21 protein-coding genes are annotated in these 25,483 nt (G+C 74.9%); 10 read left to right on the top strand and 11 right to left on the bottom strand.

Annotated features, from left to right (window positions below; genetic code table 11):
* Nucleotides 1-989 (bottom strand): zinc-binding dehydrogenase (locus tag HPT28_RS19925; RefSeq protein ID WP_219092524.1); only part of this gene is annotated, 989 nt, incomplete at its 3' end.
* 153 nt (nucleotides 990-1,142) lie between these two features.
* Nucleotides 1,143-2,555: an aldehyde dehydrogenase family protein gene (locus HPT28_RS19920; RefSeq protein ID WP_219092514.1), complete on the bottom strand. Its 1,413-nt coding sequence runs from the start codon at nucleotides 2,553-2,555 to the stop codon at nucleotides 1,143-1,145.
* A gap of 170 nt (nucleotides 2,556-2,725) precedes the next feature.
* Here HPT28_RS19920 and hmgA point away from each other — a divergent pair, with 170 nt between their 5' ends.
* Complete coding sequence (gene hmgA, locus HPT28_RS19915) at nucleotides 2,726-4,054, top strand: homogentisate 1,2-dioxygenase (protein WP_219092513.1); 1,329 nt, start codon at nucleotides 2,726-2,728, stop codon at nucleotides 4,052-4,054.
* Nucleotides 4,055-4,084: 30 nt separating this feature from the next.
* Nucleotides 4,085-4,840 (top strand): GntR family transcriptional regulator, encoded by a 756-nt coding sequence (locus HPT28_RS19910; RefSeq protein WP_219092512.1) that lies wholly within the window; start codon nucleotides 4,085-4,087, stop codon nucleotides 4,838-4,840.
* Between the two features lie 96 nt (nucleotides 4,841-4,936).
* Here the strand turns inward: HPT28_RS19910 and HPT28_RS19905 are convergent, their stop codons facing one another.
* Nucleotides 4,937-5,200 (bottom strand): hypothetical protein, encoded by a 264-nt coding sequence (locus HPT28_RS19905; RefSeq protein WP_219092511.1) that lies wholly within the window; start codon nucleotides 5,198-5,200, stop codon nucleotides 4,937-4,939.
* 328 nt (nucleotides 5,201-5,528) lie between these two features.
* Here HPT28_RS19905 and HPT28_RS27115 point away from each other — a divergent pair, with 328 nt between their 5' ends.
* The 6 genes from HPT28_RS27115 to HPT28_RS19875 all read left to right on the top strand — a co-directional run bounded on the left by HPT28_RS27115 (nucleotide 5,529) and on the right by HPT28_RS19875 (nucleotide 13,748).
* Nucleotides 5,529-6,044, top strand: coding sequence for a hypothetical protein (locus HPT28_RS27115; protein WP_257578966.1), 516 nt, complete (start codon nucleotides 5,529-5,531; stop codon nucleotides 6,042-6,044).
* The gene (locus HPT28_RS19895; RefSeq protein WP_219092510.1) at nucleotides 6,011-7,126 is read left to right on the top strand and encodes a GNAT family N-acetyltransferase; all 1,116 of its coding nucleotides are present in this window, start codon (nucleotides 6,011-6,013) and stop codon (nucleotides 7,124-7,126) included. Before HPT28_RS27115 ends, HPT28_RS19895 begins: the two co-directional genes overlap by 34 nt.
* Before the next feature lie 464 nt (nucleotides 7,127-7,590).
* A complete protein-coding gene (locus tag HPT28_RS19890) occupies nucleotides 7,591-8,379 on the top strand; it encodes a glycosyltransferase family 2 protein (protein ID WP_219092509.1) in 789 nt (262 codons plus the stop codon).
* Nucleotides 8,376-9,401, top strand: a complete 1,026-nt coding sequence (locus tag HPT28_RS19885; protein ID WP_308119386.1) for a glycosyltransferase family 2 protein — start codon at nucleotides 8,376-8,378, stop codon at nucleotides 9,399-9,401. Before HPT28_RS19890 ends, HPT28_RS19885 begins: the two co-directional genes overlap by 4 nt.
* A 20-nt stretch (nucleotides 9,402-9,421) precedes the next feature.
* Nucleotides 9,422-10,198 (top strand): polysaccharide deacetylase family protein, encoded by a 777-nt coding sequence (locus HPT28_RS19880; RefSeq protein WP_219092522.1) that lies wholly within the window; start codon nucleotides 9,422-9,424, stop codon nucleotides 10,196-10,198.
* A complete protein-coding gene (locus HPT28_RS19875; protein WP_374226988.1) occupies nucleotides 10,191-13,748 on the top strand; it encodes a lipopolysaccharide biosynthesis protein in 3,558 nt (1,185 codons plus the stop codon). The genes HPT28_RS19880 and HPT28_RS19875 overlap by 8 nt, the downstream gene beginning before the upstream one ends.
* Before the next feature lie 16 nt (nucleotides 13,749-13,764).
* Here HPT28_RS19875 and HPT28_RS19870 read toward each other — a convergent pair whose 3' ends face one another.
* Nucleotides 13,765-15,108, bottom strand: a complete 1,344-nt coding sequence (locus HPT28_RS19870; RefSeq protein WP_219092520.1) for a xylan 1,4-beta-xylosidase — start codon at nucleotides 15,106-15,108, stop codon at nucleotides 13,765-13,767.
* A 247-nt stretch (nucleotides 15,109-15,355) separates the two neighbouring features.
* On the opposite strand from HPT28_RS19870, the gene HPT28_RS19865 reads away from it, so the two are divergent.
* Nucleotides 15,356-16,411, top strand: coding sequence for a DUF5925 domain-containing protein (locus HPT28_RS19865; protein ID WP_257578976.1), 1,056 nt, complete (start codon nucleotides 15,356-15,358; stop codon nucleotides 16,409-16,411).
* A gap of 16 nt (nucleotides 16,412-16,427) precedes the next feature.
* Here the strand turns inward: HPT28_RS19865 and HPT28_RS19860 are convergent, their stop codons facing one another.
* From HPT28_RS19860 to HPT28_RS19850, 3 genes are all read right to left on the bottom strand, one after another.
* Entirely contained in the window at nucleotides 16,428-16,805 is a 378-nt protein-coding gene (locus HPT28_RS19860) for a GntR family transcriptional regulator (protein ID WP_219092507.1), read from the bottom strand.
* Between the two features lie 218 nt (nucleotides 16,806-17,023).
* A complete protein-coding gene (locus HPT28_RS19855; protein WP_219092506.1) occupies nucleotides 17,024-17,437 on the bottom strand; it encodes an SH3 domain-containing protein in 414 nt (137 codons plus the stop codon).
* 208 nt (nucleotides 17,438-17,645) lie between these two features.
* Nucleotides 17,646-18,200 (bottom strand): DUF1697 domain-containing protein, encoded by a 555-nt coding sequence (locus HPT28_RS19850; protein WP_219092505.1) that lies wholly within the window; start codon nucleotides 18,198-18,200, stop codon nucleotides 17,646-17,648.
* Nucleotides 18,201-18,387: 187 nt separating this feature from the next.
* On the opposite strand from HPT28_RS19850, the gene HPT28_RS19845 reads away from it, so the two are divergent.
* A complete protein-coding gene (locus HPT28_RS19845; protein ID WP_219092504.1) occupies nucleotides 18,388-19,746 on the top strand; it encodes an alkaline phosphatase PhoX in 1,359 nt (452 codons plus the stop codon).
* A gap of 42 nt (nucleotides 19,747-19,788) precedes the next feature.
* Here the strand turns inward: HPT28_RS19845 and HPT28_RS19840 are convergent, their stop codons facing one another.
* The 4 genes from HPT28_RS19840 to HPT28_RS19825 all read right to left on the bottom strand — a co-directional run bounded on the left by HPT28_RS19840 (nucleotide 19,789) and on the right by HPT28_RS19825 (nucleotide 25,375).
* Nucleotides 19,789-20,772, bottom strand: coding sequence for a hypothetical protein (locus HPT28_RS19840; protein ID WP_219092503.1), 984 nt, complete (start codon nucleotides 20,770-20,772; stop codon nucleotides 19,789-19,791).
* 6 nt (nucleotides 20,773-20,778) lie between these two features.
* Nucleotides 20,779-24,372 (bottom strand): DNA polymerase III subunit alpha, encoded by a 3,594-nt coding sequence (locus HPT28_RS19835; RefSeq protein ID WP_219092502.1) that lies wholly within the window; start codon nucleotides 24,370-24,372, stop codon nucleotides 20,779-20,781.
* A 175-nt stretch (nucleotides 24,373-24,547) separates the two neighbouring features.
* Nucleotides 24,548-24,952, bottom strand: coding sequence for a DUF1992 domain-containing protein (locus HPT28_RS19830; protein ID WP_219092501.1), 405 nt, complete (start codon nucleotides 24,950-24,952; stop codon nucleotides 24,548-24,550).
* Nucleotides 24,953-25,018: 66 nt separating this feature from the next.
* On the bottom strand, nucleotides 25,019-25,375 hold the full coding sequence (locus tag HPT28_RS19825) for a VOC family protein (protein ID WP_219092519.1): 357 nt from the start codon (nucleotides 25,373-25,375) through the stop codon (nucleotides 25,019-25,021).
* Nucleotides 25,376-25,483 lie beyond the last annotated feature (108 nt).

Raw genomic sequence — 25,483 nt, 5'->3', positions numbered from 1 at the left:
CCGCCCAGGTCCAGCCGTCCCGTGCGCACGTGCTCCGCCAGCACCGGCACGTCCTTCGCCGGGTCGCTGTTGCCGAAGACGCAGCCCGAGAGGGTGCGGGCGAAGTGGAAGATCTCCAGCGCCGAGAAGGACACCTGCTCGGCCTTGCCGCCGATGCCCACGACCGTCGTCCGCCCGCCGCGCCGAGTGGACGCCCAGGCCGTGCGGATGGTCTGGGCCCGGCCGACGCACTCCACGGCGACATCGGCACCGTCGCCCCCGGTCAGCGCGCGGATCTCCTTGGCCGTGGCCTCCCCGGCGAGCAGGAAGTCGCTCGCTCCGGCCGCGCGGGCCAGCTCCTCCTTGGCCGGGGACACGTCCACGGCCACGATCGGCCCGGCACCGGCGATCCGGGCCGACTGCAGGACGGCGAGCCCCACCCCGCCCACGCCGAAGACGGCCACCGACTCCCCGGGGGCGACCCGGGCGCTGTGGTGGACGGCGCCCCAGCCGGTCAGCACGGCGCAGCCCAGCAGGGCGGCGTCCGTGAGCGGGATGCCGTCGGGCAGCGGCAGCACGGCCCGCTCGGGGACGAGCGTCTCCTCGGCGAAGGCCGCCGCGCTCAGCCCGGGGTACAGCTCCCGGCCGTCGGTGGTCCGGGCGTAGGGCACGGTGGTGGCCGCGTTGGCGTGCGGGCACAGCCACGGCTCGGCCCGCTCGGCACAGAAGCGGCACCGGCCGCAGGAGGGTGCCCAGTTGAGGATCACACGGTCGCCGGGGGCCACGGCGGTGACGCCCTCCCCCACCGCCGTCACGGTTCCGGCGCCCTCGTGGCCGAGCACGGCCGGGACGGGCTGCCGGAGCGTGCCGTTGGACAGGGAGAGATCGGAATGGCACACCCCGGCCGCGGCCACGGCGACCCGCACCTGACCCGGCCCCGGGTCGGGCAGTGCGATCTCGGTGATCTCCAGCGGTGCGTCGACGGCGGGCAGGACGGCGGCTCGGACCACGGCGTTCGGCTCCTCGGTCACGGATTCACGGTCACGGGTTCACGGTTCACGGGTTCACGGTTCGCGGTTCACGGGCGGGTACGGCTTCGGAGGGGCCGCGGGGCGGGGCGGGGTGCGGGGCGGGGCGGGGTGCGGGCCTTCGGCGGTCGCGGCCTAGAACTGCAGGGACTTGGTCTGGAGGTACTCGGTGAGCCCGTGCGGGCCCAGTTCCCGGCCGACTCCGGAGCGCTTGTGACCGCCGAAGGGGGCCAGCGGGTTGAACCGGCCGCCGTTGATGTCCACCTGCCCGGTGTCCAGCCGGCGGGCGAAGGCGACGGCCTCGTCCTCCTCGGCCGCCCAGACGGCCCCGGCCAGTCCGTAGTCGGTGTCGTTGGCGATCCGGGCGGCGTCGTCGACGTCCCGGTAGCGCAGGATGCTCAGGACCGGTCCGAAGATCTCCTCGCGCGCGACCGTCATCTCCGGTGTGACGTCGGCGAGCACGGTGGGCCGCACGTACCAGCCGCGGCCCAGGCCCTCGGGGGCCTCCGTGCCGCCGGCCACCAGCCGTGCGCCCTCCTCGACGCCCCGTGCGATGTATCCGGTGACGCGCTCCCGCTGGCGGGCGCTGACGACGGGGCCGAGGCGGGTGGCCTCGTCCGCCGGGTCGCCGGGCACGTACCTGGCGACGGCGCGGGCCGCCAGCTCGACGGCTTCCTCGTAGCGGTCGCCGTCGACCAGCAGCCGGGTCCAGGCGCTGCACGTCTGCCCGGAGTTGGCCATCACGTTGGCCACGCCCGCCTTGACGGCACGCGTCAGGTCGGCCCCGGGCAGGACGACGTTGGCCGACTTGCCACCCAGCTCCAGGGCGACCGGTTTGACGGCGGCCCCGGCGGTGGCGCCGATGCGGCGCCCGACGGCGGTGGAGCCGGTGAAGGACACGAGGTCCACGCCCGGGTGCCCGGCCAGCGCCTCCCCGGCCTCCGGGCCGTACCCGGTCACCAGGTTGAACGTGCCCGCGGGGAGGCCGGCCTCGGCCACGGCCTCGGCGAAGAGCTGGGCCACCAGCGGGGTGTTCTCGGCGGGCTTGAGGACGACGGTGCAGCCCGCGGCGAGGGCGGGCGCCGCCTTGGCCACAATCTGGTGGAGCGGGTAGTTCCACGGCGTGATGGCGCCGACGACGCCGACGGGCTCGTGCAGCACCCGGGAGTTGCCGATGCGCTCCTCGAACGGGTACTCGGTGGCCAGGGCGGCGTAGGAGCCGGCGACGGTGACGGGCAGCGCGGCGTGGACGGCGCGGGAGAAGGAGAGGGGCGCGCCCAGTTCGGCGGTCACGGTCGTGGCGATCTCCTCGCGACGCGCGTCGAGGGCGCCGGTCAGCGCGGCGAGCCGGGCGGCACGTTCCGCGGGCACGGTCGCGGCCCAGCCGGGCAGGGCGGCCCGGGCCGCGCGGACGGCCGCGTCCACCTCGGGTGCACCGCCTGCGGGGACCCGGGCGATGACCTCCTCGGTCGCCGGGTTGTGGACGTCGATCCCGTCACCTCGGGCCGGAACCCAGGCGCCGCCGATGTAGTGAGCGTCGTGTGCCATGACCTCAACCTATCGCCGCTAGATTACGGCTGTCAGCCACTCGCCGACGTGCCGTGACTCACTCGCGCGACACGCCGCACCACCGGGCGACCCGCGTTCGGGTGTTGCGCATGGCGAAGGGATTCCTATGATTCACCATAGGAATCGAGCGCGGCAGGAGCGAGAGCGACATGAGCGACGGGGACCAGACCCGCACGACGGGGGACGAGCTGTCCTATCTCTCCGGATTCGGCAACGAGCACAGCAGTGAGGCCGTACCCGGCGCGCTGCCCGTGGGGCGCAACTCGCCCCAGCGCGCTCCCCTCGGGCTGTACGCCGAGCAGCTGAGCGGCACCGCCTTCACCGAGCCCCGGGCGCACAACCGGCGCTCCTGGCTCTACCGCATCCGGCCCTCGGCCGCGCACCCCGCCTTCACCCGGCTGGCGGGGCCCCGCGCGAACCCGGCCCTGCGCACGGCGCCGTTCACCGAGGTCCCGGACCCGAACCGGCTGCGCTGGGGCCCGCTGCCACGCGCGGCCGCGGGCACCGACTTCGTCGACGGGCTGTGGACGGTCGGTGGCAACGGGGACGCCGCGCAGCGCACCGGCATGGCCGTCCACCTCTACTCCGCGACCGCCTCGATGACCGACCGGGTCTTCAGCGACGCGGACGGCGAGCTGCTGGTCGTGCCGCAGGACGGCGGACTGCTGCTGCACACCGAGTTCGGCGCGCTGCGGGCCGAACCGGGCCACTGCGCGCTCATCCCGCGCGGCGTACGCTTCCGCGTCGAGCTGCTGGACGCCCACGCGGGCGGCTACGTCTGCGAGAACTACGGCCAGCCGTTCACCCTCCCCGATCTGGGCCCCATCGGCGCCAACGGTCTCGCCAACCCGCGGGACTTCCTGGCCCCCACCGCCGCCTACGACGCCGCCGACCGGCCCGTCGAGGTCGTGAACAAGTTCTGCGGACACCTGTGGGCCGCGGAGTACGACCACTCGCCGCTGGACGTCGTCGCCTGGCATGGCAACAACGTGCCCTACGTCTACGACCTGCGCCGCTTCAACGTGCTCGGCACGATCAGCTACGACCACCCGGACCCGTCCCTGTTCACCGTGCTGACCTCCCCGACGGACACCCCGGGCCTGGCCAACGTGGACTTCGTCGTCTTCGCGCCGCGCTGGCTGGTCGGCGAGGACACCTTCCGCCCGCCCTACTTCCACCGCAACGTGATGAGCGAGTACATGGGGCTGGTCGAGGGCGCCTACGACGCGAAGGCCGAGGGCTTCGTGCCCGGCGGCGGCTCCCTGCACAACATGATGTCGGCACACGGCCCGGACCGGGAGACCTTCGAGGCCGCCAGCTCGGCCGAGCTGCGCCCGCAGAAGATCGACGACGGGCTGGCCTTCATGTTCGAGACCCGCTGGCCGGTGGTGGCGACCGGGCAGGCGATGGACGCTGGACACCGGCAGCACGACTACGACGAAGTGTGGCAGGGTCTGGAACGACACTTCCGCAACTGATGTTTCGGCCCTGAGCGGCCGGGAGGCACGGTGACCCTCTTCGCCCCCGACTCCGTCGAGCTCAACCGCAAGCTGCCGCTGTGGTACCAGGTCTCGCAGTCCCTGCGGGCCTCCATACTCGGGCGCCCGCCCGAGGCCCCGCTACGGCTGCCGACGGAGGAGGCCCTGGCCGAGCACTACGGCGTCAGCGTGCTCACGATGCGCCAGGCGCTCAAGGAGCTGGAGACGGAGGGGCTCATCTCCCGGCACCGGCGGCGCGGCACGTTCATCGAGCCCGAAGCCCGTCGGGGCCGGCCGGTGCGGCTGCTGGGCTCGGTGGACGCCATCGTGGCCCAGCAGTCCGGCGAGGACACCACGCTGCTGGGTCACGGCCCCGCCCCGGTGCCGGCGGAGCTGGCCGAGTACTTCCCGGACTGCGCCGAGGCCGTGTCCTACCGGCGGCTGCGCCGCGACCGGGTGAGCGGCGAGCCGACGAACTGGGCGGAGAACCTCATCCCCCCGGCGACGGCGGCACGCATCGACCCGGAGGCGCTGCGGCGCATGCCGATGACCAAGCTGCTGCGGGACGAGGTGGGGATCCGCATCAGCCGCATCACGGACACGGTGGAGGCCAGGCTGGCCGACCCGGAGACGGCCAGGCTCCTGGAGGTTCCGCTGTTGAGCCCGATCCTGCACTACACGGGCGTCACGCTCGACGAACACGGGCGGGTGGTGGACGTGGCCCGGATTCACTACCGGGGGGACCGTTTCTCCTTCTCGGTCACCGTGGAGAACGTCGTCGACTGAACGGAGGTCGGCTGAGGGGTGTCGGGTGGGCGCCGTCGGACGCCGGGTGCGGGCGCTCGGCGCCGGGCCCACGCGGGCCCGGCCGGGCCGGGAGGCTCAGCCCCGGCCGCCGAACAGCGTGCGACGCAGCCGGCGCAGCGGCGCGAGCAGGGAGACCCGCCCGCCACGGCTGCTGCGGCTCCTGCCTGCGTCGTGCGTGGTCAGCTCCCGCATCAGCGTCAGGGCCTCGTCGGCCTTGCCCGGCGGCACGGCCGGGCCTCCGATGACGCTCAGATGCCGGTCCAGACGGGAACCGGACGCACCCGTGCGGCAGTTGATCGCGGGCACCCGAGCCCTGCTGCGCATTGTTATCTGATCCATGACACTCCCCACCCGTACGACGGCACCCGGCCCGGGCAGGCCCAAGCCTATCGCCCGGAGTGGACCGGCGGGTATCCCGGCCATGGGATCCACCTGCCCCGCAAGGGCGTTGGCGAAGCTTTTCACATGTCGTCAGCTGATGTCGCGCACACTCGGACGTGATACTTCACGCCCGCGCGTGAGCCCGCGCGCCGGGCGTGGGCTCCCGTGAGCCGGTTCCCCACCCCCTCCCCCACCGGCCAGCATGGTCGGAACGCCCGTGACGAGGCCACCAGGCGCGGCCGGAACGCGGGGCACGACATCCGGCGCTTCGGGGGCACAGCCGATCATGCACACCACGTCACACCAGAGCCCGCGTGCGCGCCCCGGCCCGAGCGCACACCACCGTCCGAGCGCGCGCCAGAGCCCGCGCGGGCCGCGCTCGGGTGCCGGTGCCGCGCTCCTCGCCGGGCTGGCCGTCGGCGTGACCGGCGCCGTGCTGACGTTCGCCGAGCCCGGTCCGCCGCTGCGCGCCCCGCTCACCTCCTTCTTCCTGCTGGCCGCCCCCGGCGCGGGGCTCGCCGCCGCGCTGCGCGGGCTGGACCCACTGAGCCGGTCGGTGGTCGCGCTCGTCGGTTCGATCGCCGTCAACCTGCTGGTCGCCCAGGTGATGCTGGCCACCAGGAGCTGGTCGGTGCGCGGCGGCGTGGCCGCGATCGCCGTCCTCAGCACGCTGGCGCTCCTGACCGCCGCCCTGTGGGCCCGCGCCCGGCGGCGCGGCGCGGGCGGCGCCACCGCCGCGGGCACCGGCCCACGCCCGAGAGAGGATCGATGGATACCGACGTCTGCAGACCCGGCGAGCTGACCCGGGCCGACCGGGAGGCCTGGAGCGCACTCCAGGCCGCGGCCGCCGGGCAGGGCTTACCCGAGCTGGCGAACCCCTTCCTGGCCCCCGAGTTCACGGTCGCCGTCGGCCAGGTGCGGCGGGACACACGGGTGGCCGTGGTACGCGGCGGGGGCTCCACCGACACCGGAAGCCCGGCGGCGTTCCTGCCCTTCCAACGCTCACGGTTCGGCGTGGGACGCGCCGTCGGGCTCGGCCTGTCGGACTGCCAGGGCATGGTGGCGGCGCCCGGCTTCCACTGCGACGGCCCCGGGCTGCTGCGGGCCTGCGGGCTCGCGGTGTGGGAGTTCGACCATCTCGTCTCGGGGCCGCAGCCGTTCGCCGGGTACGCCTCGGGCGCGTTCGCCTCCCCGGTCATCGACGTCGCCGACGGCCCGGAGGCGTTCTGGTCGGCGCTGCGCGCCCGTTCCCCCAACTTCACCCGCCGCACACTCGGCAAGGGGCGCAAGCTGGGCCGCGAGGCCGGGGAGCTCGTCTACGTCCACGACGAGCGCGATCCGCGGATGCTCGAGGTGCTGCGGGGGTGGAAGTCGGCGCAGTACCGGCGCACGGGCCGCGGCGACCGCTTCGCGCGACCCTGGATCGTCGAACTGGTGGACCGTCTCTTCCACACCCGCACGGACCGCTTCGCCGGTCAGCTCTCGGTGCTGTACGCCGGCGGGCGGCCGGTCGCGGCCCACTTCGGGCTGCGCTCGGACCGGGTGCTGTCCACCTGGTTCCCGGCCTACGACCCGGCCTACGGCAAGTACTCCCCCGGGCTGCTGCTGCATCTGCGCATGGCGGAGGCCTCCGCGGCCCAGGGGCTGGCCTCGGTGGACATGGGACGTGGCGCCAAGGCCTACAAGGACGCGCTGAAGTCCCGGGAGCTGACGGTGCACGAGGGCTGGGTGACGCGGCGCCACCCCGTGGCCCTCGGTCGTCGGATGCACCGGGCCCCGGTCCGCGCTCTGCGCAATGCCGTCGTCTCACGACCGGAACTGTTCGGCCCTGCCGACAGATTGCTCAAGCGACTGGGGAGCTTTCGCCCGAAAGGGCGAAACTAAGCATATTTACGCTGATCCGTGGCTGGATGCCGCAAGTGGTGCCCTACACTCCAAGCCGTCACAGAACGTCAGCTTCTGCCACACGCTCGGTTCGTCACACGGCCGCACCCAACGACCGCCGCGAACCGTTCGGCTCGCATCATCCAGCCACACAGCCACACCAACCACCACACACACCACAGAGGACCGCCATCCGCGCGGCGATGCGGTGCCGCCCCAGGGAGGGGGCGCGCCGCGAGTCCACACAGCGCGGACGGCGGTCGGGGGTCAGGTCCGGGGTCCCGTACAGCGCCCGGACCGCGGCGGCCCAGCCACACCGCCCACCCGTGCCGGACCCGCCCGGCGCCCGTCCGCTCCCGCGGAGCGGCGGCACCGGCGGGCCCGGCACCCGCCCCCTTCGCCTCGGGTAACCGCTCGGACCGGCCACGGCGGCCGGTCCACCGGACGAGAGGGCTACACCGCTCATGAATGTCTCCGTACTTCCACCCACCGATCCGCCCCTGGCGCACTATCGGCCCGTCAGCTCGCATCTGGCCATCGCACCACCCGTCAGCGTCGTCATCCCGGCCATGAACGAGGCCGAGAACCTCCCCTACGTCTTCAAGTCCCTGCCCGACTGGGTGCACGAGGTCGTCCTCGTCGACGGCAACTCCACCGACGACACGGTCGCCGTCGCCCGCGAGCTGCGCCCCGACGTCGTCGTCGTACCCCAGCGCGGCAAGGGCAAGGGCAACGCGCTCATCAGCGGATTCGCCGCCTGCACCGGCGAGATCATCGTGATGGTCGACGCCGACGGCTCGGCCGACGGCGCGGAGATCGTCACCTACGTCTCCGCCCTCGTCGGCGGAGCCGACTTCGCCAAGGGCTCGCGCTTCGCCAACGGCGGCGGCACCGACGACATGACACCGCTGCGCAGGCTGGGCAACCGTGCGCTCACCGCCGCCGTGAACGCCACGTTCGGAGCCCGCTACACCGACCTGTGCTACGGCTACAACGCCTTCTGGCGCCGCTGCCTCGACGACATCGCCCTCGACTGCTCGGGCTTCGAGGTCGAGACGCTGATGAACATCCGCGTCGTCAAGGCGGGCCTGCGGGTCCAGGAAGTACCCAGCCACGAGTACGCCCGCATCCACGGCGCCAGCAACCTGCGCGCGGTCCGCGACGGGCTGCGGGTGCTCTCGGTCATCCTGCGCGAGCGCGGCGCCCGGCCGCGCGGCGGCCCGGCGGTCCGCCCCCGGGAGCGCCGCGGGTGAGCAGACCGGTGAACCGATTCGCCCACTCCACGGTCGCCGGCGGGTTCTCGGTGGTGATCTGCGTCTACACCGAGGAACGCTGGAACGACATCCTGGCCGCCGTCGACTCCGTGCGGGCCCAGGAACTGCCCGCCCACGAGCTGATCCTCGTCGTCGACCACAACCGGCCGCTCCTGGAGCGCCTCGCCCTGCACTACGCGGCCACGGCCGCCGTGCGGGTCCTGGCCAACGCCGGACCGCGCGGCCTGTCCGCCGGACGCAACACCGGGATCGCCGCCGCCAACGGCGAGTTCGTCGCCTTCCTCGACGACGACGCCGTGGCCGAGCCCGCCTGGCTTGGTCACTTCGCCGCCGCCTACGCAGACCCCGCCGTCCTGGCGGTGGGCGGCCGCACCGAACCGCTGTGGTCCTCCGGGCGTCGGCCGCCCTGGTTCCCCGAGGAGCTGGACTGGACGGTCGGCTGCACCTATCGCGGCCACCCGCCCGGCCTGGTACGGGTCCGCAACGTCCTGGGCGGCAACGCCTCGTTCCGCCGCTCCGCGCTGACCGCCGCGGGCGGCTTCACCACCGGAATCGGCCGGGACGGGCGGCGACTGCCCCTCGGCTGCGAGGAGACGGAACTGTGCCTCCGGCTGGCCCGCGCCCACCCGGAGGCCGTCCTCCTCGTCGACGACCGGGCCGTCATCCGGCACCGCGTGCCCGCCGCCCGGCAGCGCCTGGGCTACGTCCGCACCCGTGCCTACGCCGAGGGCCTGTCCAAGGCGCTCGTCACCCGCAGCGTCGGGGCCCGGGACGGGCTGGCCACCGAACGCCGCTACACCACCCGGGTGTTGCCGGCGGCCCTGGGCCGCGGGGTGCGGGACTTCCTGGCCGCCCGGCCGGGCGGAGCGGGCCGCGCCCTGGCCCTCCTCACCGGTCTCGGAGCCGCCGCGGCCGGCTACGCCGTGGGCACCCTGCGGGCCCACGGCAACGCCGGGCCGCCGGGCGCGGACCGGGCCGCACGGGAGGAGGAGCCACGGTGAACGGCCCGGTACCCATCCTCATGTACCACAACGTGGCCCGCTTCCCCACCACCGAGACGCTGCGGCTCTCGGTGTCCCCGGAGGCGTTCGCGGCCCAGGTCGAGGTCCTCGCCGACCGCGGGCACACTCCCCTCACGGCGGCCGAACTGGCGGCGGCGTGGCGCTCCTGCCGTCCGCTGCCCGAACGGCCCGTGCTGATCACGTTCGACGACGGCTACGCGGGAGTGCACCGCTACGCCCTGCCCGCCCTGCGCCGCCACGGCTTCCCCGCGACGCTCTTCGCCGCCACCGGATGGCTGCGCGGCCCCCGGCAGGCCCAGGCGGTGCCGGACGCGATGCTGAGCTGGCCGCAGCTGCGGGAACTGGCCGCCGGCGGGGTGGAGATCGGCGGCCACAGCCACTCCCACCCACAACTCGACCAGCTCCCCGACGCCCGGCTGCGCCACGAGGTGCGGCACTGCCGCGCTCTGCTGGCCGAGGCCCTGGGGCAGTCGCCGGTCTCCTTCGCCTACCCCTTCGGCTACTCCAGCCGCCGGGTGCGGGAGGCGGTGCGCTCCGCCGGCTTCGGCCAGGCGCTGGCCGTGCGGAACGCGCTGGCCGATCCACGGCGGCAGGGCCCGTACGCGCTCGCCCGGCTCACCGTCCGACGCACCACGACACTCTCGGAGTTCACCCGCATGGTGGACGGCGTCGGCCTCGGCCGCGGCTTCGCCCGGGACCGGCTGCTGACCCGCGGCTACGCGGTCGTGCGCCGGACCCGCGCGGCGGCCGGAAAGGCACGGCTCACCGGTGGCTGACGCCGCGACGAAGACCGCTGGGGACCCCGGCCCGCCCTCCCCGCAGGACGGACCGGGCCCGCCGCCGCGGGGCGCGGCGGAGCCCGGACGCCACCTCTTCCGCAACGCCTACGCCCTGATGCTCAACACCGGGGTCAGCGCGGTACTCGGCCTGGGCTACTGGCTGGTGGCCGCCCGCTACTACACGGACGCGGCCGTCGGCCAGGGTTCGGCGGCCATCGCCGCGATGAAGCTGCTCGCCGGGCTGACCGCCGTCACCCTCCTCGGCACTCTGGCCCGCTTCGTCCCGGTGGCGGGCCGCACGACCCGCGCCCTGGTCGTGCGCGTCTACGCGGGCGGCGCGGCGGTGGTCGCCTCCGCGGCCGTGCTCTTCGTCCTCACCCTGGACCTGTGGGGGCCGTCCTTCCGGCTCCTGGACGGCTGGCTGCCCGGGCTCGGGTTCGTCCTCGCCGTCGTGGCCTGGTCGCTGCTCACCCTCCAGGACGGGGTGCTGACCGGGTTACGCAGCGCCGCCTGGGTACCGGTGGGCAATACGGCCTTCTCCGTGACCAAGCTGGCCCTGCTGGTGGTGCTCGCGGCCGCGGTCCCCACGGCGGGGGTGTTCGTCTCCTGGGCGGCGGCCATCGCCGTCTCCGTCCTCCCCCTCGGCTGGCTGGTGCTGTACCGGCTCGTGCCCCGGCACGTGGCCGCCACGGCGGCCGGCGCCCGCCCGGCCTCCTGGCGGGAGATGGGACGCTTCCTGGCCGGGGACTCCACGGGCGCGCTGTTCTCGCTGGCCGTCGTCTACCTGGTGCCGGTGCTCGTCGCCGCGCGGGTCGACGCGGCGCAGAACGCGTACTTCTACATCACCATCACCATCGCCGGCACGGTGAACCTCCTGGCCGTCAACATGGGTGCCTCGCTGACCGTGGAGGGCGCGCACGACCCGGCGCTGCTCGCCGCCCACTGCCGGGCCGCGCTGCGCCGCATGCTGCGCATCATGGTCCCGGTCTGCGCGGGGCTGTTCGTCTTCGCGCCGCGGATCCTCGGCGTCTTCGGCCCCGGATACGCGGCCGAGGCCACCGGGCTGCTGCGCTGCTACGCCGTCGGAGCCCTGCTGCGGGTGGTGATCGAGGTGTACTTCGCGGTCCTGCGGGCCCGTAGCCGCACGGCCGGGCTCGCCTGGCTACAGGGGGCGCTGTGCGCGCTGGTGCTGGTGCTGACGGTGGTGCTTCTGCCGCCGCTGGGGCTGGTCGGGGCGGGCCTGGCCGAGCTGATCAGTCTCGGGGCCGTCGCGCTGGTGGCGCTGGTACGGCTCCGGAGCACGCTCGGCTCGGGTTCCGGCTCCGGTCCCGGCACCCGTGTCCGTGGCCGCGCGAGGCCGCGCGCCACGACGCCCGCGCCGGACGGCGACCTGGCCGACCTCCCCACCTCCCTGCTGCCGCGTGGCCACCGGTGGCGGCTCCCTGGGCGCGGCCGCCTGCCCACCCCCGGCCCGTGGACGACGCTGCTGTGGGCGGCTCCGGTCGCGGCGGCCGGCCTGTACTGGGTCCCGCTGCGCGAGCTGGGCACCCCCGAGCTGGACGCCATGGGCGGGCTCGGCCTCGTCTCGGTCCTGCCCGGGGCGACACTGCTGGGCGCCGCGGCGCTCGTCGCCTGCTTCGCCCTCACGCTGGTCCAGCCGCGCCAGCACCGGGCCCTGCTCACCCTCGTCCTGCTGCTCACCGTCGTCTCGCTGCACGCCGTCCCCGCCCTCGTGGAGGCGGAGCCCCGCTTCGCGACGGCCTGGCAGCACCTGGGTTTCCTCGACCTCATCGACCGGACGGGCGCCGCCGCCCCGGAGCTGGACGCCCGGTGGAGCTGGCCCGGCTTCTTCGCGCTGGCGGCCTTCCTCGCCCAGGCCTGCGGCGTCGACGACCTGACCGGGGTACTGCGCTGGTGGCCGACCGCCGTGCAACTCCTCTGCCTCGCGCCCTTCGCGCTGCTGCTCCGCGCGGTGCGCGCGCACTGGCGGGCGAAGTGGTGCGCGGTCTGGTTCTTCGTGCTGACCGGCTGGGTGGGGCAGGACTACTTCTCTCCGCAGAGCCTGACCTACCTGCTCTACCTCTCGTTCGCCGCCATCCTGCTGGTGTGGTTCCGGCCCGACGCGGGGGGAGGGCGGGACACGGCGCGCCCGCCGGGCCCGGGCCGGACGGGCCCGGCGGGCCGGAGACCGGGCGAGGCGACGGTCCCGGCCCTTCCCGGCCCGACCCGGGCCGTGCTGCTGTGCGTGCTCCTCGCCCTGTTCACGGCCGCCGTCTCGGCTCACCAGCTCACGCCGTTCGTGATGCTGGGGCTCCTGTGCGGGCTGCTGGCGGCGCGGCGGCTCGCGCCCCGCGGGCTGCCGCTCTTCGCGGCGCTGCTGGTGGTGAGCTGGGTCGGCTTCCTCGCCGAGCCGTACTGGGTCGGTCACTTCGACGAACTCTTGGGCGGCCTGGGCGGTTTCGGCGACAACGTGTCCTCCTCCGTCGCCGGGCGGATCGAGGGCGGCAGCGGCCTCCACCGGCTCGTCCTGCACACCCGGGTGGGCCTGGCCGCCGGGCTGATGGTCCTGGCCGTGGCGGGGCTGCTGCGCCGCCGCCGGGCGGGCTGGGCCGACCGCTGTCTGCCGGTGCTCACGGCGGTGCCGTTCCTGGCCTTCGCCCTCCAGTCCTACGGGGGTGAGATCGCGCTGCGGGTCTTCCTCTTCGCGGCCCCGGGCGCGTGCGTGCTGGCGGCGCTGGCGCTCTTCCCGCACCCGGAGACCGGGCGGCCCGGGGGCGGGCGGCCCGGGGGCGGGCGGCCCGGGGGCGGGCGATGGGCGGCACCGGGCGCGGTGCTGCTGTGCGGACTGCTGTTCATGGGCGGCTTCCTGGTGGCCCGGTGGGGGAACGAGAGCTTCGAGCGGGTCCGTCCGGGCGAGGTCGCGGCCATGGAGTACGTGTACGCGCACGACCGGCCGTCGGCCGCGCTGCTGTGGCTGAGCACGGACCCGGAGGTCAACGTCACCCCGGCGCTGCCATGGGGCGCCCGGGACATGGAACGGGTGCGCTACGTGCCACTGCTCGCGCCCCGGGACCCGGGACGCACGGACGCGCTCGTGGCCGCCCTGCGGACGGCCGGGCCGCGCGCCCGGCTGGTGGTGAACGCGGGCCAGTCGGAGTATCTGCGGCTGGACGCGGGCTATCCGGCCAGCTGGTCCGCCGAGTTGCGCGCCGCGCTGGACGGACGGGTAGAGCTGCGCCGGGTGTTCAGCGATCCGGACGCCGTCCTCTACGCGCTGCGCGATCCGCCCCGGGAGGCGCCGGCCGCCGTGGCCGGGCCGGGGGCGGGCGCCCCGGGTCCACTGGTGACCTGGGACAACTGGTCGGTGACGGGAGCGCTGTGCACCGTGCTGGCGCTCGGCCTGCTGGCCTGGCGGGAGGTGCGGCGGACCGTCCTGCCGCCCGGTCCGCCGCGGTCGGCTCGGCTGTCTGCCCTGTGGTGGTTCACCATGCCGCTGCTCGGGGTGGCCCTCGGCTCGCTGCTGCTGCGGCTCGTGACGCTGGTGTGAGCCGCGGAGCGGACCGTCAGCTCTCCAGCCAGCGCACCTCGTAGCCGTCGAGGGTCAGCGCCCGCCCCTCGACGCTCACCCGCACGGGGCCGGGCCGCTGGTTGACGGCGAGGACGGCCCGCTCGCTCGCGAGCAGCAGGACGCCCTCGGGCTGCTCGTCCGGCAGTCCGCGCAGCTCGGCCCCCGGCCCGAAGGCGGCGGCGAACCGGGTGAGCAGGTCGAACATGGGCAGGGTGCCGCCGCCGTCCGCGTCGGCGGTCCCCGTCCACAGGCAGCCGGGGCAGCGGCCGCGCCACGTCTGCGGGTTCCAGTAGAAGCCGGTGGTGGCGCCGCCGCGCACCATGGCCACGAGGGCGGAGGCGTGGGCGGCGACGCGCCGGGGTTCGCTCCAGCCGTCGCGGCGGTCGCGCTCGTCCCCCCGCTCGACGTACCACTCGGCCCACCACACCGGCAGCCCCGTCTCCCGGCGCACCCAGCGCGTCACGTCCGTGAACATCTCCGTGGCGCCGAAGACGTCGGGGAGGAAGCGACCGTCCTTGGTGTAGGACGAGCCGTCCACGACAACGAAGTCGGCGCCGCGCTTGTGCGTGTTCCAGTACGTGAGCGCGGCCGTCGACCGCCGGTCGACGCTGCCCCACGGCCCCCGCAGCGGGGAGGCGTGGGGGCTGTCGTCCGGATCCACGGTGTCCAGGACGACGTAGGGCCCGCCGATCAGCGCGTCGGGGCGGGCCCGTTTCACCGCGTCGTACACCAGGTTGTACAGCTCGGTGTAACCCTCGTGGTTCCAGCGGCCCTTGGTGTCGTCGAAGAAGCCCTTCAACTCGTTCCAGACCAGGAAGTGCCGCACCCGTGGATAACGCCTGGCCACCGTGGCGGCGAGGCGGGCGAAGTCGGCGTAGTGCTCCGGCTCCGGGGCCTCCTCCAGCCGGCTCCAGTCCGTCTCTCCGGGGCGGCCGCCCTTCATCCAGTCGGGGGCGCAGCACAGGGTGAGCACCGGCACGCCGTGGGACTCCTCGACGAAGGCCATACGGCTGTCCAGCGCCTCGAAGTCGTAACGTCCCGGAGAGGGTTCGGGATTCTCCGCGCCCCAGCCCATCAGGTGCTGGACCTGTGGCAGCCGGTGCGGGGCGAGGGCCTTCGTGACCCGGCCGACGGCCTCCTCCTCCCCGGCGTCCGCGCTGAACCGGGTGTGGGTGAAGCCCCAGCCGAGCTCCGGCCGGGCGGGCCCCGGGGCGCCGGACGTCGCGCCCGGCGGTCCGCCGTCGTCACTTTGGCCCGGCGGCGCGGCGCACAGGGCCAGCGACAGGGCGAGGGCGACGGCTCCCGCCGCGGAGACCCCGAACAGCCTTCTGCGGACCAACTGGCCTACCGCTGCGTGTTCTGCCACTCCCTCAGCGTAACGACGACCGACGGGGGCGGGGGCGGGGAACGCTTCGGAAACACACGTGCGCGGGACGGCCGGGTGCCGGATCATGGGCGGCATGCCCAACGCGCCAGAGGAGCCCCACGCCGCACCGACCGACGTCCGCCCGCCCGCGCCACGGCCCGGCGGGGCCGGGCTGCCCGCGGCCCAACCGCCGGAGGCGGGCCTGCCCGTCCGGCTCACCATGGACGACGCCGACTCCCCCGCCGACGTCATCGACGCGCTGTTCCTGACCCGCTTCGTCACCGGTGCCCAGCCCTTCGCCCAGGGCCGTTCCGTCGAGCGCACGAAGAAGACGAGCACGCTGATGCCGCCGGACGCCCGGGTGCTGCGGTCCTTCCGGGAGGGCGACCGCCGCTGCACGCTGGCCGAGGGCGAGGGGTGGACGGTGCTCGTCTCCCGCTGGCCCCGGCGCGCCGACGTGACCGTCACGGCCGTCAGTCAGGAACTCGCCGACGAGCGGCTGCGCCAGGCGCTCGACGGCGCCGAGGACGAACCGGAACCGCAGCCCGACGACGTGGCCATGGGTTTCTGGTACGTCTCACCGCTGCGCGGCGCCTACCGCACGACCCGCCGGATCTCGGCCGGCTCCTGGGAGGAGGTGCGCGGCAACTACACCGCGCCCGTCGCCGACGCGCTCGGCGACCTCATGAAGCTCACCCCCGACGACATCAGCGGCCGGCTGCTGCTGTTGCACGGCCCGCCGGGCACCGGGAAGACCTCGGCTCTGCGCACCCTCTCCCGCGCCTGGCGCGACTGGTGCCAAGTGGACTGCGTCCTCGATCCGGAGCGGCTGTTCAACGACATCGGCTACCTGATGGACATCGCCATCGGCGAGGACGACGGCGACGGCGGCCCGGGGCGCTGGCGGCTGCTGCTCCTGGAGGACTGCGACGAGCTGATCCGCGGTGAGGCCAAGCACGCGGCCGGGCAGGCGCTGTCCCGGCTGCTGAACCTGACGGACGGCCTGCTCGGGCAGGGCCGCAACGTCCTGGTGGGCATCACCACCAACGAGGACCTGGAGCGGCTGCACCCCGCCGTCGTCCGGCCGGGACGCTGTCTCGCCCGGGTCGAGGTCGGTCCGCTGACCCGCGCCGAGGCCGTGGGGTGGCTGGGTACCGCCGAGGGGGTCGGCCCGGAGGGCGCCACGCTCGCCGAGCTGTACGCCCTGCGCCGCGGCTCGGCGCCGGCCGGTGTCCCCGTGCAGAGCGGCCCCGCGGGGGCGGGTCTGTACCTGTGAGCCGCCGGGCGGTGGGTCAGTCGGCGTCGTAGACGGCGCGGAGCGCGTCGCGGACGGCGGTGAGCGCGGCGTCGTGGTCCAGCCCGAGGCGGTGGACGTCGTGGGCGTACCGCTGGGCCGCGCTCGCCGCGCCCCGGGCTGCGGCGTCCGCGGCGGCGGCCACGAAGGTGCCCGCCCGGCCGCGGGTCTCGATCACGCCGTCGCTCTCCAGGACGCGGTAGGCCTTGGCCACCGTGTTGGTCGCGAGTTCGAGTTCGGCTGCCAGGCCGCGCACGGTCGGCAGCCGGTAGCCGACGGGCAGCCGTCCCGAGCGGGCCTGCTCGGCGATCTGGGCGCGCAGCTGCTCGTAGGGGGCGGCGGCCGACGACGGGTCGATGGTGACGTGCAGGGCCAAGGGGCTCTCCAGCGGGCGGTGTTCGGGGACGGCGGTCCGGGGCGGCGCCGGGTCGCGGTGCCTGGGCTTTCGCCCACGACCTTAACTCCCGTCCGTGACACCGGGGATACGCGCATGGCTCCCGGAGAGCGCCGGGGCCGGCGACGGGGCGGGACGGCGACGGGCCCGGGAGGCGCGATGCCGCGTCTCCCGGGCCCGTCGGCCGGTGTGCCCACCGGTCAGTGGCGGCACCAGGGGATGTAGTTGAGGTTCTTCACGTAGCGGGCGGTCACCCAGCCCTTGTGGTGAGCGAGCTTGTACCAGCGCGGGTTGCCCTTGATGGTCTGGCCGTTCACCTTGCAGATGATCTTTACCTTGGCGCCGTAGGGGAGGCCGCCGACGATCTTGGAGTGGGTGGTGGGCCTCTTGCGGATGTTCAGGCCGGTCCGGGCGATGACCTTGCCCCAGCGGGCGTGGGCCGCGGCCTCGGCGGTGTGGTCGGCAGTCTCCTCGACCGCTCCGGCGGCCGTCGGAACGGTCTGGGCGGTCGCCTTCGCCTCTTCGTCACCGGCCAGGGCGGGCCCGGCACCGAGCACGCCGAGCGTCAGGGCGCCGGCCGTCAGGGCGACGGTCGTCTTCACGGATTTCAACACGGTCTCTCCTCCGATGTGAGCGGTCATCGGCGCACGGCTCCGGGAGCGGGCCTGGGTGAAGGCCGTCGCCGGTCACCCCGGGCTCATGCGCCGCAACGAGCATGGGGGGACGACGGCGCGCGCTTCCGGGCGCCATTCCGATACCTCACCCGCCCGAGCGAGCCCGGCAGACCCGATGGAGTATCCCGGCGGCCCTGTGGTGACCCGGTCAGCCTTGGGCGAGGGAGAGCAGCCTGGTCGCCGTGTTCCAGTTGCGGGCCGTGGCGACGACGCCGGCACGCTCCACCGTCCGCGTCACCCTGGAGGCGAGGCGGGAGCGGCCGATGCCGCCCGGGCAGTGCAGGTAGACCGTGCGGCCGAGGAGCCGGAAGGAGTCGGGGGCGTCAGCGGACGCGTCGAGGTCCGCGAGGGGCGCGGGGCCGGGCGGGGCGGCGGAGAGGAAGAGGCAGTGCAGCGAGGCGGGACGGGCCACGGCCTCGGGGTACGGGTTGGCCGCGAGTTCGGCGGACAGCTCCTCCGGGGTGCGCATGACCACGGGGACCGCGGTGCCGAGCTCGGCCTCGATCGCGGCCGTCAGCTCCTGGGCGACCCGGGCGGGCGTGTGCTCGTCGGAGGCGGACAGGACGATGTTCCCGGTCTGGAGGTGGACCCGGACGTCGGTGTAGCCGAGGGCCTCAGCGAGCTCACGCTGCCGGACGGCGGAGATCCGGCGGCGGCCGCCGACGTTGACGCCGCGGAGCAGGGCGATGTGCCTGGTCGTCATGGCGGCAGCCTCGCACACCGCGCCCCGTGCGGCGGGGCCCCGACGGGCGGAGGGCGCGGTACCGGGGAGTCGGGGAAGGTTCGCACAACGGCCTTCTTCCGTTGGGGCACAGGGCTGTGGGCCCCTTCCTAGGGTGAGGCCACCGCCCCCCGCGGATCCACCGTGTGACCCTAGGAGACGATCTCTCATGACGGACCACCTCGACCGGCAGCCCGCCCAAGACGGCATCGAGCGGCGTGGCTTCCTGCGCGGCGCGGCGGGGGCGGCCGCGGCCGGCGTCGCCTTCTCGGCGCTCTCCGCCCGCACGGCCTCGGCCGCTCCGGCGAAGTTCGAGTTCGACCCCGGCTACGGCCCACTGCGGCCTGTCAGGGACCAGGCCACCGGCCTGGAGCTGCTCATGCTGCCGCGCGGCTTCGAGTACATCTCCTACGGGTGGACCAACGACCTGATGGACGACGGGGTGCGCACCCCGGGTTCGCACGACGGCATGGCGGCGTTCCGGCGTGGCGACCGCGTGCACCTCGTGCGCAACCACGAGCGGCGCGACGGCGAGGCGTTCACGTCCCCGGCGTACAACCCGGAGGCAGGAGGCGGCACCTCGAACCTGGTCTTCGACCCGGACGCGGGCCGGTGGCTGGAGTCCTACGGCAGCCTCGGCGGCACGGTCCGCAACTGCGCGGGCGGCCCGACCCCGTGGGGCACCTGGCTGACCTGCGAGGAGACTTTCGAGACCCGGGCCGGCAAGCGGCACGGGTACGTCTTCGAGGTGCCCTGCGAGGGCAAGGGCGACCCGCGGCCGTTGACCGCGATGGGCCGGTTCAACCACGAGGCCGTCGCTGTCGACCCCGCGACGGGCCACGTCTACGAGACCGAGGACCGCGGCGACGCCTGCCTGTACCGCTTCGTGCCCACCGTGCCGGGCGACCTGGCCAAGGGCGGCCGGCTGGAGGCCCTGAGCATCGGTGAGGCCGCCTACGACACCCGCAGGGACGGCGAGCGCTCCTACGGCACGGTCTCCTGGGTGCCGGTCGACGAGGCCGACCCGGCCGAGGACACCGTGCGCAGGCAGGCGCAGGCCCGCGGTGCGGCGGTGTTCGGCCGACTGGAGGGCGCCTGGTACGGCAACGACCGTATCTATGTCATCTCCACCAACGGCGGCCCGGCGGGCCAGGGCCAGGTGTTCGAGCTCGACCCGGCCACCGGCCGGTTCCGGGTGCTGTTCGCGTCGCCCGGTGCCGAGGTGCTGAACGCCCCCGACAACATGTGCGTCAGCCCGCGCGGTGGTCTGGTGCTGTGCGAGGACGGCGGCGGCACGGAGTATGTCCACGGCCTCACCACCGAGGGCGAGATCTTCCGCTTCGCCGCCAACGCCGTGGACCTGCGCGGGGGCACGGCGGGCAAGGACGTGCGGCCGGGCGACTACCGGAGTTCGGAGTGGGCCGGTGCGTGCTTCGAGCCGAAGAACGGCAACTGGCTGTTCGTCAACGTCCAGAGCCCCGGCATCACCCTGGCCATCACCGGCCCCTGGCGCCAGGGCGCCCTGTAGGGGCCCGCAGAGGGCGCACGACGGGTGCGTCGGCGGCACCGCTCACGCCGCGTCGCCCAGCCGGTTCGCCGGGTGAGCGGCGGTGGCGCCGAAGCGGTGCCGGGCCCGGTCGGCGGCGGCTTCGGCCCGGTGCGCCTTCTCCTCCCGCGGGTCGAGGGAGAGCTGCCGGGAGGCGAGGTCGGCCGCCGTGAGGTCCTCGGCGCGCAGGGAGAGGGCCCGCACCCGGGCCCGCTGGAGGCCGAGCGCGTCGTGCAGCGCGTAGGCCAGGGCCGTCAGCGCGGGGGTGTGGGCGGTCGGTTCGGGCAGGGCGCGGGTGCGGGTCGTCGTGGAGCGGTCGGCGTACCGGACGGTGAGGGTGAGGGCCCGCGCCACCTGGCCGTCGGCGCGCATCCGGTAGCCGAGGTCGTCGGCGAGGGTCAGCAGTGCGCGGCGGCGGACGTCGGCGTCCAGCTCGTCGCGGCCGAAGCGGTGTTCGGCCGCGACCGAGCGGGCGGGGGCGCTGGGAACGACCGGGACGGGGTCCTCGCCCCGGGCGCGGGCCCGCAGCCGGCGTGCGGGGGTCGCGCCGAGGATGCGCTGGAGGGTGGCGGGGGACGCGGCGGCGACGCGGCCCACCGTGTCCAGACCGTAGGCGCCGAGGCTCCGGGCCGTCGCGGGGCCGACGCCGTAGAGGGCCGCGACGGGCTTGGCCGCCAGGAAGTCGGCGACGGCGGTGGGGTCGTCGGGAACCGACCGGACCCGGCCGGGCTCTCCGTCGTACGCCGCCATCCGGGCCAGCAGCGGATTTCCGGCCACTCCGACGGTGCACGGGACGGCGTGGAGGGCGAGGGCGCGGACGCGGACCAGCTCGGCCAGCTCCGTCGCCGTGCGGCCGAAGTAGCGCAGGGCACCGCGGACGTCGGCGAGCGCGGCGTCCGGGGGGAGCGCCTGCACGACGGGGGTGATGTCGGCGAGCAGGTCGAGGAGGAGGGGGTAGCGCTCCTCGGTGCAGCCGGGACCGAAGTGGACGTACAGCACGTCGCCCATGGCGGATCACCCCGCGCTTCCGGGACTGGAGTGCCACAACTTGCGGCCGGGGCCCGCGGGTGTGCCGGGGCCCGCGTGCTTGGGGGACTCGCCGGCGGGCTGGAGGTCGGCCCAGGGGTGCAGCTCGTACCCGGTCGCCAGGCGGATGCGGCGCCGGGGCGCGGCCTCCGCGGGGGCGTCCTCGTTCGGGGCGTCCTCGTTCGGGGCGTCCTCGTTCGGGGCGGTGGGCCGGTCGCCGGGAGCGGGGCGGGTACCGGGCTGTTCGGCGAGCCGGGCGGCGACGGCGTCCAGACCGCCGGTGCGGCGCAGTTCGACCAGCTCGGCCAGGTCCCAGGCGGCGGCGCCGACGACGCTGAGGCTGCGCGGTCCGCGCCGCTGGACGACGCCGCGCACCAGCAGCAGCCAGGAGTGGAAGACGGTGTGGGCGCAGGCGGCGTGGCTGTCCTCGAAGAAGGCGAGGTCGGTCAGGCCGGTGCCGTCGTCGAGGGTGACGAAGATGACGCGCTTTCCGGAACGGATGGGCGGGGTCTGGGTGGCGACCTTGGCTCCGGCGACCAGCACCGTCTCCCCGTGCCGGGCGGCGGTGAGCCGCTGGGCGGGGCGGACGCCGAGCTCGCCGAGGAAGGCGTGGTGGTCGCTCATGAGGTGGCGGGAGGCGTCCAGGCCGAGCACCCCGAGTTCGGCGCCGAGGCGTTCGTCGCGGTCCAGGTCGGGCAGTCCCGCGGGGGGCGGCCCCGCCTCGTGCGGGCTGCCCCCTTCGCCGTCCCCGCCCCGGACGTCCAGGGCGAGGGGCAGCTGCCCGGCGCCACTCCCCGGGCGGCGGCCGCCCCGGTGCAGCTCGGCGATGTGCAGGAGGAGATCGCGCCGGTTGGGCCCGAAGGCGTCCAGCGCACCGACCCTGGCCAGGTTCTCGGCCACGGGGCGGGGCGGGTGGGCGCGTTCCAGCAGGTCGTGCAGGGAGCGGTAGGGCCGTCCCGCGGCGATGCGGGCGGCGTCCGCCTCGCTGATGCCGCGCACCTCGCCGAGCGCGAGGCGCACGCCCCAACGCCGTGATTCGGACTCCAGTTCGATCCGATAGGTGACGTCGGAGCGGTTCACGTCCAGCGGGAGGACGGGGACGCCGTGCCGCCGGGCGTCCGCGAGCAGCAGCCGCTTGGGGTACATGCCGGGGTCGTGGGTGAGCAGCCCGGCGTAGAACGCTGCCGGGTGATGGGCCTTCAGCCAGGCGGACTGGTAGGTGGGGACGGCGAACGCGACGGCGTGCGCCTTGCAGAAGCCGTAGGCGCCGAACGCCTCGACGATCTCCCAGGTGCGTGCGATGACCTCCGGGGAGTAGCCGTTCCCCGCCGCCTCCCGTTCGAACCAGGCCCGGATGCGCGGCTGGAGGTCCGGATCGGCCAGCGCCCGCCGGGTCTCGTCGGCGAAGGACTTCCCGCAGCCCGTCATCCGGTCGACGATCCGGATGATCTGCTCGTGGAAGACCACCACGCCGTAGGTCTCGCGCAGGGCGTCCGCCAGGTCCGGGTGCGGGTACTTCGGCGGGGTGCGGCCGTGCCGGGCGGCGATGAAGGGCCGGACCATGTCGGCGGCGACGGGGCCGGGACGGAACAGGCTGATGTCGACGACCAGGTCGTGGAAGGTGGACGGCTGGAGGCGGCCGATGAGGTCGCGCTGGCCCGGTGACTCGATCTGGAAGCAGCCCAGCGTCTCGGCGGCGGCGATCAGCCGGTAGGTCCGCTCGTCGCCGGGCCCGGCGACGTCGAGCGCGTCCAGGTCGGGGCGGCGGCCCGTGGCCCGCTCGATCTCCGAGACGGCGTAGGCCAGCGTGGACTGCATCCGCACCCCGAGCACGTCCAGCTTGAGCAGTCCGAGCCGCTCGACGTCGTCCTTGTCGAACTGGGACATGGCGAAGCCCTCGCCGCTGGTGGGCACCACCGGGGTGCGGGCGCGCAACCCGGCGTCGGACAGGAGCACGCCGCACGGGTGCATGGCCGTCCCGCGCGCGAGCCCGTCCAGCGCCTCGACCAGCCCCCAGAACCGGGCACCGTGACGTTCGGCGTCCAGGCCGCGCAGCTCCGGCAGCTCGGCGAGCGCGCCGCGGGCGTCGCGGGCCCGGATGTGCGGGAACGCCTTGGCGAGCCGGTCGACCTCGGCCGGGTCCATGCCGAGCGCCGCGCCGACGTCCCGGATCGCGTGCCGGACCCGGTAGGTCTCGGGCATGGCGACGGTGGCCACCCGCTGTTCGCCGAACCGCTCGAAGATCGCCCGGTAGACCTCCAGCCGCCGGGCCGACTCGACGTCGACGTCGATGTCCGGGAGGGCCGCGCGGTGCTCGGAGAGGAACCGTTCCATCAACAGGCCGTGCTCCACCGGGTCGGCGGCGGCGATGCCCAGCAGGTGGTTGACCAGCGAGCCCGCCCCCGAGCCGCGGGCCGCCACCCTGACGCCCAGGGCCCGGACGTCGTCCACGACCTGCGCGACGGTGAGGAAATAGGTGGCGAAACCGTGGCGCTCGATGACCCGCAGTTCCTCCTCCAGCCGGTCCCAGCGGCGGCGGTCCCGGTCGTAGCGGCGGGCCACCATCCCCGCCGCGCAGCGCGAGCGCAGCACCCGGTCGGCGGTACGGGCGCCGGCCCCGACGAGATGCGGCTCGGGGAAGTGGGCACTGCCGACGCCCAGGTCGTCGCCGGCGTCGACGCGGCACTGAGCGGCGCTCTCCTCGGTGTGGGCCAGCAGCCGGTGCGCGAGGTCGCGGCGGAAGCCCGCGGCCTCGGCGATCTCCTGCGCGAGCCGCGCCATCTCCCGCGGCCCCTTCAGCCAGCGCTCGCCGCCGTCCAGCCCGCGGGCGGGGTCGACGGGCACCAGGGTGCGGGCCGCGTCGAGCACGTCGGCGACGGGGCCGAGGCCGGGGTCGGCGTACCGGACGGCGTTGGTCAGCACCGGGACGACACCCCGCTCGGCGGCGAGCCCCAGCATGCGGGCCGCCTCGCGGCGCGGCGCCGAGCCGTCCACCGCCAGCCGCAGGGCGTCCCCGAAGACGTCCCGCCAGGGCGTGAGCAGCCGGGCCGCCCGGTCCGGCCGGCCGGCGGCCAGGGCCCGGCCGACGTCCGACCCCGGGCCGAGCAGGACCGTCACGCCACGGGCCGGAACGTCCGCCGGGCCCAGCACGGGACGCTCGCCCGCGCCCGCGTGGGCGCCCGCCGTGGTGTCCCTGTGGGCGGCGCTCACCAGCCGGCACAGCTCGGCCCAGCCGGCGGCGCCGTCGCGGGCCAGGAACACCACGCGGTGCGCCGGCTCGGCCACGAAGGCCCCGCCCCGCACCGGGGTACGCCGCCGGACCGCACCGACGCCGGGCGCCGACGCGCCCCCGGTCCCGCCGGGCGGCTCGGCGACGGCCAGCTCGACGCCGAACAGCGGTCGCACCCCGGCGCGCTCACAGGCGTCGGCGAACCGCACGGCCCCGGCGAGGGTGTCCCGGTCGGTCAGGGCCAGGGCGTCCATGCCCCGCTCGGCGGCCCGCTCGGCCAGCCGCTCGGGGTGTGAGGCGCCGTACCGGACGGAGAGACCGGACACGGCGTGCAGATGCGTAAACCCAGACATCCGCGTCTCCTCGCCACACCAGCCACCCCCTGCCTACGACTCTCGCCGGCTCTCTCCTTCCACCTTAACCCCGTTTTCGAATGGACGTTCGAACGGCCGGGCGAAGAGAACCCCGGGCCGTGCGGCACGGCCCGGGGCGTGGCTCTGGTCGGCTCCGGAGGCCCGGAGGGCCTGGTCAGCCCCCGGTGTCGCGGGCGCGGCGCTCCGCGACGACCTGCTCGACGTCGAACGGGGTGAGGTTCAGCGGAGGGCCGGAGAGCGGCCGGCGCAGGGCGGCCTCGATCGTGACGTTGATCTCCCGCAGGATGCGCCGCGCCTCGGCGTCGGAGCGGGCCGCGCGGGCGGCCGCGAGGGCGTCCTCGGCCTCCTTGCGCAGAGCGAGCGCCGGCGGCAGGACGGACACCCCCTCGTCATGGAGCTTCCGCTTGATCCACCAGTTCTCGTCATAGGGCTCGTCGGCACCGGGCAGCGGCTTGCCGGCACCCGTGAGGCCGGTGAACGCGCCGCGTTCGGCGGCCTCACGGATCTGCTGGTCGACAAAGGACTCGAAGGAGACTCCGGGGGGCTTGCGCTCGGTCATCGTTCGTCCTCCCTCTCGGGGTGTCGTCACTCCTCGGCGTCACTCCCGGAGCGATGCCCCGGAGCGTCATTCCTCGGGACCGAGGAACTCCAGGCGGTTCCCGTGGCAGTCGTCGGCGTAGAAGCGGCGGCGGCCGGGGAAGGCGTCGTCCCAGGCGACGACGACGCCCTTGTCGGTGAGGCGTGCGGCCAGCGCGTCCAGGTCGGCGACGAGGATTCCGGGATGGCCCTTGCGCGCGGGCCGGAAGTCATCCTCGACGCCGAGGTGGATCTCCAGGCCGTCGGCGCGCACCCACAGCCCGCCTCGCGCGGCGAGCTCCGGGGGCTTGCGGATCTCCGTCATGCCGAGCACGTCCACGTAGAACGTACGGCACAGCTCCTCGTCCCCCGGGGGCAGCGTGAGCTGGACGTGGTGGAGGCCCAGCCCGAAGTCGGAGCGGGGGACGGCGTCGTACGGCTGGGGCTGGCTGCGTTCCCTCACGGCGTGGCCCTTCGTCGGCCCTGCGTTCCAGCGGTCACCGTCGATCCTATG

This window comes from Streptomyces sp. JJ38 (genome assembly GCF_019303475.1).
In the GTDB taxonomy this organism is placed as follows: Bacteria; Actinomycetota; Actinomycetes; order Streptomycetales; family Streptomycetaceae; genus Streptomyces.
This window is presented reverse-complemented; position numbering and strand designations above follow the sequence as displayed.